The sequence below is a fragment of the Pseudooceanicola lipolyticus genome (assembly GCF_002786325.1).
In the GTDB taxonomy this organism is placed as follows: Bacteria; Pseudomonadota; Alphaproteobacteria; order Rhodobacterales; family Rhodobacteraceae; genus Pseudooceanicola_C; species Pseudooceanicola_C lipolyticus.
Window position 1 is genome coordinate 1 of record NZ_PGTB01000140.1, and the last position, 10,283, is coordinate 10,283.

8 protein-coding genes are annotated in these 10,283 nt (G+C 66.5%); 5 read left to right on the forward strand and 3 right to left on the reverse strand.

Annotation, left to right across the window (positions count from 1 at the left end; translation table 11 throughout):
- The 3 genes from CVM52_RS20460 to dnaE form a co-directional block, all read right to left on the reverse strand.
- A partial coding sequence (locus CVM52_RS20460; protein WP_100164269.1) for a ribokinase occupies nucleotides 1-725 on the reverse strand: 725 nt, incomplete at its 3' end.
- Between the two features lie 100 nt (nucleotides 726-825).
- Nucleotides 826-1,449 carry a class I SAM-dependent DNA methyltransferase gene (locus CVM52_RS20465; protein WP_100164270.1) on the reverse strand — a complete coding sequence of 208 codons (624 nt, stop codon included), beginning with the start codon at nucleotides 1,447-1,449 and terminating at the stop codon, nucleotides 826-828.
- 109 nt (nucleotides 1,450-1,558) lie between these two features.
- Nucleotides 1,559-5,062: a DNA polymerase III subunit alpha gene (dnaE, locus tag CVM52_RS20470; protein WP_100164271.1), complete on the reverse strand. Its 3,504-nt coding sequence runs from the start codon at nucleotides 5,060-5,062 to the stop codon at nucleotides 1,559-1,561.
- A gap of 177 nt (nucleotides 5,063-5,239) precedes the next feature.
- Between dnaE and CVM52_RS20475 the strand changes: the two genes are divergently transcribed.
- From CVM52_RS20475 to CVM52_RS20495, 5 genes are all read left to right on the forward strand, one after another.
- The gene (locus tag CVM52_RS20475) at nucleotides 5,240-5,605 is read left to right on the forward strand and encodes an ArsR/SmtB family transcription factor (RefSeq protein ID WP_100164272.1); all 366 of its coding nucleotides are present in this window, start codon (nucleotides 5,240-5,242) and stop codon (nucleotides 5,603-5,605) included.
- On the forward strand, nucleotides 5,602-6,069 hold the full coding sequence (locus CVM52_RS20480) for an SRPBCC family protein (RefSeq protein ID WP_100164273.1): 468 nt from the start codon (nucleotides 5,602-5,604) through the stop codon (nucleotides 6,067-6,069). The genes CVM52_RS20475 and CVM52_RS20480 overlap by 4 nt, the downstream gene beginning before the upstream one ends.
- A gap of 277 nt (nucleotides 6,070-6,346) precedes the next feature.
- Entirely contained in the window at nucleotides 6,347-7,708 is a 1,362-nt protein-coding gene (gene xdhA / locus CVM52_RS20485; RefSeq protein WP_100164274.1) for a xanthine dehydrogenase small subunit, read from the forward strand.
- Nucleotides 7,705-10,128, forward strand: coding sequence for a xanthine dehydrogenase molybdopterin binding subunit (xdhB, locus tag CVM52_RS20490; protein WP_100164275.1), 2,424 nt, complete (start codon nucleotides 7,705-7,707; stop codon nucleotides 10,126-10,128). Before xdhA ends, xdhB begins: the two co-directional genes overlap by 4 nt.
- Nucleotides 10,118-10,283 (forward strand): XdhC family protein (locus tag CVM52_RS20495; RefSeq protein ID WP_276308651.1); only part of this gene is annotated, 166 nt, incomplete at its 3' end. The genes xdhB and CVM52_RS20495, both read left to right, overlap by 11 nt.

Genomic DNA, 10,283 nt, shown 5'->3' on the forward strand with positions numbered 1-10,283 from the left:
CGGAAGGCCGGGACATGCGTCGCGGCCCGGCCGTCGTGGAACAGCACCCCGTTTTCGCCCAGGGTGATGATGGCCGCGCCCACCCCCCGGTCCAGCAGCGCCTGGGCCGCTGCCGCCGCCTCGTCCTGCGAGGTGACCGGCATGCCGGTCAGCGCCGCCGCCTCAGTTTCATTCGGCGTGATGTAGTCACAAAGCGCCAGCATGTTGTCCGGCAGCGCCCGCGCCGGAGCCGGATTCAGGATCGTCACCGCACCGCCGGCGCGGGCCAGTTCCAGCCCGCGCTGCGCCGCGGCCAACGGCTGTTCCAGCTGGGTCATGAACACGCCGGCATCGGCGATCAGGTCGCCCTGCCCCTCAAGGTCCGCCGCCGAGATCATCTCGGCGACGCCGGGGCAGATGATGATCGCGTTCTCGCCGGTGGCCTCCTCGACAAAGATGCAGGCGGCGCCGGTAAATCCGGTCTCGTCCCGGGTGACCGCCGGTGTCACGCCGGCCTCGGCCCAGGTTGCCAGCGCCATTTCGGCAAAGGCGTCGCGTCCCAGCCGGCTGATAAAATGCACCGTGGCCCCGGCCCGTGCCGCCGCCACCGCCTGGTTCGATCCCTTGCCGCCGGGGCCCAGGGCAAAACCGGTGCCGATCAGCGTTTCACCCTTCTGCGGCAACCGCGTGGCACGATAGGTGGTGTCGGCGACAAACACGCCAAGAATAACGATGGACCGGGTCATAGCAGCTCGCTCTTGCTTCGGCTGCATGTTCTGGCGGGTTTTGCGGCCAGCGCAACCGGAAACCGCACCACAACCGGGCGCGGTGCCTGACTGCGCCGGCTCAAATTCTGCGAAACTGGATCACCAGGCCCTTGTCGTCCTTATGGGCGTGATCGGCACCTTCGTAGATGTCGATCCGGCGAAAGCGCACCGGGGTGATCCGCCCTTCGGCCACCAGCCCGGCCAGGGCCGAGCCGAATCCCATGCGGTCGAAGACGTCCGGCTTGGTGCCACAGCAGAACGGCGCGCCGGGCCGGGTGACGCGCAGCAATTCGGGCAGGCAGTCGGGGCCGACATGGCCATGGGTGAAGGTGCCGCAGGAGATCACCGCGCCATAGGCCGCGTCGGGCAGGTCCAGCGGCCGGGTCAGGTCGCCCTCGATCAGGGTCCGATACAGCCCCTTCTGCGCCGCGATCGCCAGCATCTCGGGGGTGATGTCGATCCCATCGGTCGCCAGCCCGTTCAGATGTTCGGCCACCTGCCCGGTGCCGGCGCCGATATCCAATATCGGTGTCAGCTCGCCGATTTCGGACAATAGCAGCCGCGCAATCTCGCGCGGCGCGATATAGCCCCAGTCGGCCCCGAAGGCGCTGTCATAGGTCGCTGCCCATTCGCCATAAAGCCGCCGCGCCGCCTCTGGCCCGTCGATCTCGTAAGCCCGGTCAAGATCGTAATCTTCCGCCATCGGCGCATCCTCCCGCCCCGTCTAAGGAGTGGGATATCAAAGCTCTGTGTCAGTTTTCCAACGGCTTTCCACTGGCGCAGGACAGCGCCCGGCAGGGGGACCGGCGAGTTTAGAACTCCTCGACGGTCAACACCCCATCCAGGCTTTTCAGCGCGCCCTTGATCTCGGGGTTCACCGCGAAATCCTCGCCCAGTTCCACCTCGACCTCGCCGGGCAGGTCGGGATCGCGCAGGCAGAACCGCACCGGCCCGCGTGCCGCCGTCCGCGCCGCCTGCTGTGCCTGTTCCAGCACCGCGGCCACCGTGGTCACCGCGCCGGGCTCCTCGATAAAAACCTTCAGTCCCAGCGCCCCGGCCTGCGCCACCGCCACGTCCACCGGCGCGATGGAACGGCCCAGCAGCTTCAGCTGATCGGCTTCCATCGTCGCCTCGACCGTCACCACCACTTTCGAGCCGCTGTCGAGATGGTCGCGCGACGCCTCCAGCGCCTCGGAAAACAGGGTGACCTCGAAGGCGCCGGTGGGGTCGCTCATCTGCACGAAGGCAAAGCGGTTGCCACGGGCCGACTTGCGCTCTTGCCGGCCGGCGACCACGCCGGCCAGCTTGGCGACCAGCGGCGCCCGTTCGGCCCGCTCGGTCAGCTCGTCCAGCGTCACCACGTCCTTGCGCCGCAGCGCCGGCAAGTAATCGTCCAGCGGATGGCCCGACAGGTAGAAGCCGACAGCCTTGAATTCCTCGGCCAGCCGCTCGGCCGGCAGCCAGTCGGGCACGCGGGCCAGGCGCGGCTCGGGCAGATCATCGCCGGCCTCGCCGAACAGCGAGACCTGGGCCGAGTTCTTCTGCTCGTGCACCGCCGCCGAATAGGCCACCAGCGCATCCAGGCTTTCGAACACCCGCCGCCGGTTGCTGTCCAGCACGTCGAAGGCGCCGGCGCGGGCCAGCATCTCCATCGGCCGCTTGCCCACCCGTTTCAGATCGGCCCGGCGCGCCAGGTCGAACAAGGTGACAAAAGGGGTCTCGCCGCGCGCCTCGGTGATCAGACGCATCGCGTCCAGCCCGACATTCTTCAGCGCGCCCAGCGCATAGACCAGTTCGCCCTTCACCACGTCGAAGGCCGCCTGCGAGCGGTTGACGCAGGGCGGCACCCAGGGCAGGTTCAGCCCCTTGCGGACCTCTTCGAAATACACCGCCAGCTTGTCGGTCAGGTGGATATCGCAATTCATCACCCCGGCCATGAATTCGACCGGGTGGTTCGCCTTCAGCCAGGCGGTCTGGTAGGACACCACCGCATAGGCGGCGGCATGCGATTTGTTGAAGCCGTAATTGGCGAATTTCTCAAGCAGGTCGAAGACTTCGCTGGCTTTCTTCTTGTCGACCCCGTTCTCGGCCGCGCCCTTTTCGAATTTCGGGCGCTCGGCATCCATCGCCTCCTTGATCTTCTTGCCCATGGCGCGGCGCAGCAGGTCGGCGCCCCCCAAGGAATAGCCCGCCATCACCTGGGCGATCTGCATCACCTGTTCCTGGTAGACGATGATGCCCTGAGTTTCCTCCAGGATATCGTCGATCAGCGGATGTACCGATTCACGTTCCTTCAGCCCGTTCTTGACCTCGCAATAGGTCGGGATGTTCTCCATCGGGCCGGGCCGGTACAGCGCCACCAAGGCGACGATATCCTCGATGCAGGTGGGCTTCATCCGCTTGAGCGCGTCCATCATGCCCGAGCTTTCCACCTGGAACACCGCCACCGTTTTGGCGCGGGCATAAAGGTCATAGGTGCGCGCGTCATCCAGCGGGATGGCGTTCATCTGGTTCTCAGCGCCCTCGGCCGGGTCATAAAGTAGCGTGCCATCGGCGGCGACATGCAGCGGGCGACCCGATTTCAGGATCAGATCCAACGCGTTCTGGATCACAGTTAATGTTTTCAGGCCGAGGAAGTCGAACTTCACCAGCCCGGCCTGTTCGACCCATTTCATGTTGAACTGGGTCGCCGGCATGTCCGAGCGCGGATCCTGGTACAGCGGCACCAGCTCGTCCAAGGGCCGGTCGCCGATCACCACCCCGGCGGCATGGGTCGAGGCGTTGCGCAGCAGCCCCTCGACCTGCTGGCCATAGTCCAGCAGGCGGGCCACGACCTCTTCGTTGCGGGCCTCTTCGCGCAGGCGCGGTTCATCCACCAGCGCCTTTTCGATCGAAACCGGCTTTACCCCTTCCACCGGGATCATCTTCGACAGCCGGTCGACCTGGCCATAGGGCATCTGCAACACCCGGCCGATGTCGCGCACCGCCGCCTTGGACAGCAAAGCGCCGAAGGTGATGATCTGGCCCACCTTGTCGCGGCCGTATTTCTCCTGCACGTAATGGATCACCTCCTCGCGGCGATCCATGCAGAAATCGATGTCGAAATCCGGCATCGACACCCGTTCCGGGTTCAGGAAGCGTTCGAACAGCAAGCTATAGCGCAGCGGATCCAGGTCGGTGATGGTCAGCGCATAGGCCACCAGGCTGCCTGCGCCCGAACCGCGGCCGGGTCCGACCGGAATGTCGTGATCCTTGGCCCATTTGATGAAATCGGCCACGATCAGGAAATAGCCGGGAAAGCCCATCCCCTCGATGATGCCCAGCTCGAATTCCAGCCGCTTCTCGTATTCCTCGACCGAGGTGGCATGCGGAATCACCGCCAGCCGTTCGGCCAGACCCTGCTTGGCCTGGCGGCGCAGTTCCTCGACCTCGTCATCGGCAAAGCGCGGCAGGATCGGGTCGCGCCGGTGGGCCATATAGGCGCAGCGGCGGGCGATCTCGACGGTGTTCTCCAGCGCCTCGGGCAGGTCGGCGAACAGCACCGCCATTTCCTGCGGCGTCTTGAAATAATGCTGCGGCGTCAGGCGGCGGCGCGGCGCCTGCTGGTCGACATAGGCGCCTTCGGCGATGCAGATCAGCGCGTCATGCGCCTCGTACATCTCGGAATTCGGGAAATAGACATCGTTGGTGGCCACCAGCGGCAGGCCCATGGCATAGGCGATTTCCACATGCCCCCGCTCGGTCAGGCGTTCGGCCTCGGGCTTGCTGCCATCCTCGCGCGGGTGGCGCTGAAGCTCGATGTAAAGCCGGTCGCCAAAGGCGCCGTGCAGGCGCTGCACCAGCGCCTCGGCTTCGCCGCGCTGACCCAGCTGCAACAGCTGACCCACCGGCCCGAGCGGCCCGCCGCTGAGGCAGATCAGCCCGCCGGCATGGGCCTCCAACTCGTCCAGCGTGACCTGCGGCCGCTGCCCCCCCTTGCCAAGATACAGGCACGAATTCAGCTTCATCAGGTTGCCATAGCCGACCTCGTCCTGCGCCAGCAGCACCAGCGGCGCGGGATCGAAGGGTTTCGCCCCCGGCGGCGTCTCGCGATAGGCCAGGTCGATCTGGCAGCCCAGGATCGGCTGGATGCCCGCGCCCGACAGCGTCACCGAGAATTCCAGCGCCGCGAACATGTCATTGGTGTCGGTCAGCGCCACGGCGGGCATGCCGGCCTTTTCGCACAGGCCGGGCAGCTTTTTCAGCCGCACCGCCCCTTCCAGCAGCGAATATTCGGAATGGAGGCGAAGGTGAATGAATCGGGGGGAACTGCTCATGCCGACACCCTATGAAGGGACGCGGGCGCCGGAAAGTACAAAAACTGGCTGCACGGCACAACGCCCCCCTTCCCCGCCGGAGGTGGGAGGGCGGCCGGGCGCGCATGGCGCGACAAAAGTTACCTCAAAGGCTAAGTTTTTCTTGCCCGCGGCCGGTTTCGGATATTAGTTAGCCCTATGGCTAACCAAAGAATCAACCTGATTTTCGCCACCCTCGCCGACCCGACCCGCCGCGCGGTGATCGAGCGGCTGGCCGGCGGCCCGGCGCCGGTCAAGGATCTGGCGGCGCCGCATGACATGGCCCTGCCCTCGTTCCTCAAACATCTCGACGTGCTGGAACGCGCCGATCTGGTCACCTCGCAAAAGGTCGGCCGGCAGCGCATCTGCGCGCTGCACCCGGCGGCGCTGGAACCGGTGGAACACTGGCTGACCCGGCAGCGCCGGAATTGGGAGGCACGCACGGATCGCCTGGCCGCCATGGCCGAGGCGCTGGAAGAACAGGCGCAGCCCGGCAATACCCCGCGAAAGGACCCGCGCAAATGAACCCCGACCTCGATCTTGAACTGACCCGAATCATCCAGGCCCGCCCGGCCACGCTGTGGCGCTGCTGGACCGAGCCCGAGCTGCTGAAACACTGGTTCTGCCCCGCCCCCTGGCGGGTGAAAGAGGCGACGCTGGATCCAAGGCCGGGCGGCATCTTCCACTGCGTCATGCAGGGCCCCGATGGCACGGTGATGGACGAAGGCGCCGGCTGTTTCCTGGCCGTCGACCCCGAGCGCAGCCTGTCCTTCACCGATGCGATGGGTCCGGGCCACCGCCCGCGCGGCAAGGGCTTCATGACCGCCTTCATCAGCTTTGAACCGGTCGAGGCCGGCACCCGCTATCACGCGCTGGCCAAACACGCCTCGCCCGAGGACCGCAAGAGCCATGAAGAGATGGGGTTCTTCGACGGATGGGGCACGGCGGCCGAGCAACTGGAACAGCTTGCGAAATCGCTGGAAAATTAAGCCGGATTGTTCGCTAAAATTTGAAGCTCCTTCACCCGGTCCTGCGACACCGCGCCGCGCAAAGGCTTGAGTTGCAATGCCTAATTCGCGCGCGTTCCGGCCAGGGCGCGGAAGTTTCCGGCCCCGCAGCGCCCCGCGGGGCCGAGCTTTTGCTTGCCAGACGCCCCGGCGATTTTCTAATTTTCAACAAAGAGATAACGGTCCGCATTTCCTTTACGTCGCATCGGGGAAAACAACGTGGCCGCACTGACAGGGTATGGCGACGGGTTATTGGCGCATGGACATAACGTTTCTTCTGAACGGAGAGACTGTCGAACTGACCGGGATCGCCCCAACAACAACCCTCCTCGACTGGCTGCGCGACACGCGCGGGCTGACCGGAACCAAGGAGGGGTGCAACGAGGGCGATTGCGGCGCCTGCACCGTGATGGTGACCGATGCCAGCGGCGCGAAGGCGCTGAATGCCTGCATCCTGTTTTTGCCGCAGCTGCACGGCAAGGCGCTGCGCACGGTCGAAGGCATCGCCGCGGCCGACGGCACGCTGCACCCGGTCCAGCGCGCCATGGTCGACCATCATGGCAGCCAATGCGGCTTTTGCACGCCGGGTTTCATCATGTCGATGGCCACCGCCCATCGCAACGGCGCGCGCGACCATGACGACCAGCTGGCCGGGAACCTGTGCCGCTGCACCGGCTACGCCCCGATCATCCGCGCGGCCGAGGCGGCGGCGGCCGAACCGGTACCGGACTGGGTGCAGGACAGCGCCCCGGCCCGGGGCGCCGCCCCGGTGTTCCTGCCGGGCAGCGCCGATCAGCTGGCAACGCTCTACACCGCCCATCCGGACGCCACCCTGGTGGCCGGGGCCACCGATGTCGGGCTCTGGGTCACCAAGGCGCTGCGCGTGCTGGACCCGGTGATCTTCCTCGCCGGCTGCGAGGATCTGAAAACCGTCGAAACAGGCGACGAGAGCATCCGCTTTGGCGCCATGGTCGACATGAACCGGGTGCGCGACACGCTGGCGCCGATCTATCCGTCCTATGCCGAGCTGATCCGCCGCTATGGCTCGGTCCAGGTGCGCAACGCCGCCACCATCGGCGGCAATATCGCCAATGGCTCGCCGATCGGCGACAACCCTCCGGCGCTGATCGCGCTGGGAGCCACGCTGCACCTGCGCAAAGGCGAGACCCGCCGCAGCCTGCCGATCGAGGAATTCTTCATCGACTATGGCAAGCAGGCCCGCGACCCCGGCGAATTTGTCGAGGCGGTCAGCCTGCCGCGCGGCGCCGACAGCCTGCGTTGTTACAAGCTGTCGAAACGGTTCGACCAGGATATCTCGGCGGTCTGCGGCTGTTTCAACGTCACCGTCGCCAACGGAGTGGTAACCGGCGCGCGCATTGCCTTTGGCGGCATGGCCGGCATCCCGAAACGCGCCGCCCATGTCGAGGCGGCCCTGATCGGCAAGCCCTGGGACAAGGACAGCGTGGCGGCGGCCTTGCCCGCTTTTGCCAAGGATTTCGACCCGCTGTCGGATATGCGTGCCTCGGCCGATTACCGGCTGGCCAGCGCCGGCAACATGCTGTTGCGCTATTTCGCCGAACTCAGCGGCGAGCCCGTGTCGGTGCTGGAGGTCAGCGCATGACCGTCGCCAAACCCCTGCCCCATGACGCCGCACCGCTGCATGTGACCGGCGCGGCGCGCTATATCGACGATATCCCCACCCCGCGCGACTGCCTGCACCTGGCCTTCGGGCAAAGCAGCATCGCTCATGGCCGCATCACCGCGCTGGACCTTGCCGCGGTGCGCGCCGCGCCCGGCGTGGTGGCGGTGCTGACCGCCGCCGACCTGCCGTTCGAAAACGATGTCTCGCCATCCAACCACGACGAACCGCTGCTGGCGGTGGACACGGTGTTCTATGTCGGCCAGCCGATCTTTGCCGTGGTCGCCGAGAGCCACCTCGCCGCGCGCAAGGCGGCGCGGCTGGGCCGGGTGGAATACGACGAGCTGCCCGCGCTGTTGACCTATGACGACGCGCTGGCCGCCGACAGCCGGTTCGAAGACGGCCCGCGCATCTATGCCAAGGGCGACGCCGCCGCCGCCATCGCCAAAGCGCCCCACGTGATCGAGGGGCGGCTGGAAATGGGCGGTCAGGAGCATTTCTATCTCGAAGGCCAGGCGGCGCTGGCGCTGCCGCAGGAAGGCGGCGACATGATCGTCTGCTCGTCCACCCAGCACCCGACCGAGATCCAGCACAAGGTGGCCGAGGCCATCGGCGTGCCGATGCATGCGGTGCGGGTGGAAACCCGGCGCATGGGCGGCGGGTTCGGCGGCAAGGAAAGCCAGGGCAACCATCTGGCCTGCGCCTGCGCGGTGGCGGCGCGGCTGACCGGCCGGCCCTGCAAGATGCGCTATGACCGCGACGACGACATGGTGATCACCGGCAAGCGCCACGATTTCCGCATCGATTATCGCGCCGGCTTCGACGCCGAGGGGCACATTCTGGGGGTGGAGTTCCGGCAATATACCCGCTGCGGCTGGTCGATGGATCTGTCGCTGCCGGTGGCCGACCGGGCGATGCTGCATGCCGACAACGCCTATCTGCTGCCGGCCGCGCGGATCGAAAGCCACCGGCTGAAGACGCATATGCAATCGGCCACCGCCTATCGCGGCTTTGGCGGGCCGCAGGGCATGTTCGGGATCGAACGGGTGATGGATCACGCCGCGCATGTGCTGGGGCTGGACCCGGTCGAACTGCGGCGGCGGAATTACTATGCGGACCGGACCGACCGGGGGGTGTCTGCCCCCGCGGCAGCCGCAGCGCCTGCCCCCGAGCGTATTTCTGACGAAAAGAAACACGTGGATCTTACCTCGCGCGGGTCGGCGGACGACAGTATTCCGCCGGCGGTGCCCAGGCCCCATAGCGGTGCGCAGACCACGCCCTATGGCATGGAAGTCGAGGATTTCGAGCTGGGGGCGATGACCCGGCAATTGCTGGAAAGTTCGGATTATACCGCGCGGCGGCGGGCAGTCCAGGACTGGAATGCCACCCACCAGATCGTCAAGAAGGGCATCGCCTTTTCGCCGGTCAAATTCGGCATCTCCTTCACCCTGACCCATCTGAACCAGGCCGGCGCGCTGGTGCATGTCTATCAGGACGGCTCGGTGCATCTGAACCACGGCGGCACCGAAATGGGTCAGGGCCTGTTCCAGAAGGTGGCGCAGGTGGCGGCCAGCCGCTTTGGCATCGGGCTGGACCAGGTGAAGATTACCGCCACCGACACCGCCAAGGTGCCCAATACCTCGGCCACCGCGGCCTCGTCGGGGAGCGACCTGAACGGTATGGCGGTGAAGGATGCCTGCGACACCATCAGCGACCGCATGGCTGCCTTCCTGGCCGAACAGCACCAGTCCGAGGCGGCGGCGGTGCGGTTCCGGGACGGCCGGGTTTATGTCGGCGGTGAAAGCTATTCCTTCGCCGAGGCGGCGCAGCGGGTCTATATGGGCCGGGTCAGCCTGTCGGCCACCGGCTTTTACAAGACCCCGAAACTGGCCTGGGACCGGATCCGCGGCCAGGGCCGGCCGTTTTTCTACTTTGCCCATGGCGCGGCGGTGACCGAGGTGGCGGTGGACACGCTGACCGGCGAGAACCGCATCCTGCGCGCCGATATCCTGCACGATGCCGGCGCCTCGCTGAACCCGGCGCTGGATATCGGGCAGATCGAGGGCGGCTATGTGCAGGGCGCCGGCTGGCTGACCACCGAGGAACTGGTCTGGGACGGCAAGGGGCGGCTGACCACCCATGCGCCCTCGACCTACAAGATCCCGGCCTGTTCCGACCGGCCCGAAATCTTCAACGTGGCGCTGTGGGACGGGTCGAACCGGGAAGAGACGATCTATCGCTCCAAGGCGGTGGGCGAGCCGCCCTTCATGCTGGGCATTTCGGCCTTCCTGGCGCTGAGCGATGCGGTGGCCTCCTGCGGGCCGCATTACCCCTATCTGAACGCCCCGGCCACCGCCGAGGAAATCTGGCGCGCGATCGGGAGGGCCCGGCATGGGGTTTGACCGCGACGCCCTCGCAGCCGCGGTGGCGCGGCATGGCCGTGTCACCCGCGTGGTGATCGCGGCGATCCAGGGCTCGTCCCCGCGCGAGGTGGGCGCGGCGATGCTGGTCTGGGAGGGCGGGCAATCGGGCACCATCGGCGGCGGCGCGCTGGAAT

Coding starts and splice junctions, on each gene's coding strand:
- CVM52_RS20465 (WP_100164270.1), bottom strand. CDS start 1,449: ATGGCGGAAGATTACGATCTTGACCGGGCTTACGAGATCGACGGGCCA.
- dnaE (WP_100164271.1), bottom strand. CDS start 5,062: ATGAGCAGTTCCCCCCGATTCATTCACCTTCGCCTCCATTCCGAATAT.
- CVM52_RS20475 (WP_100164272.1), top strand. CDS start 5,240: ATGGCTAACCAAAGAATCAACCTGATTTTCGCCACCCTCGCCGACCCG.
- CVM52_RS20480 (WP_100164273.1), top strand. CDS start 5,602: ATGAACCCCGACCTCGATCTTGAACTGACCCGAATCATCCAGGCCCGC.
- xdhA (WP_100164274.1), top strand. CDS start 6,347: ATGGACATAACGTTTCTTCTGAACGGAGAGACTGTCGAACTGACCGGG.
- xdhB (WP_100164275.1), top strand. CDS start 7,705: ATGACCGTCGCCAAACCCCTGCCCCATGACGCCGCACCGCTGCATGTG.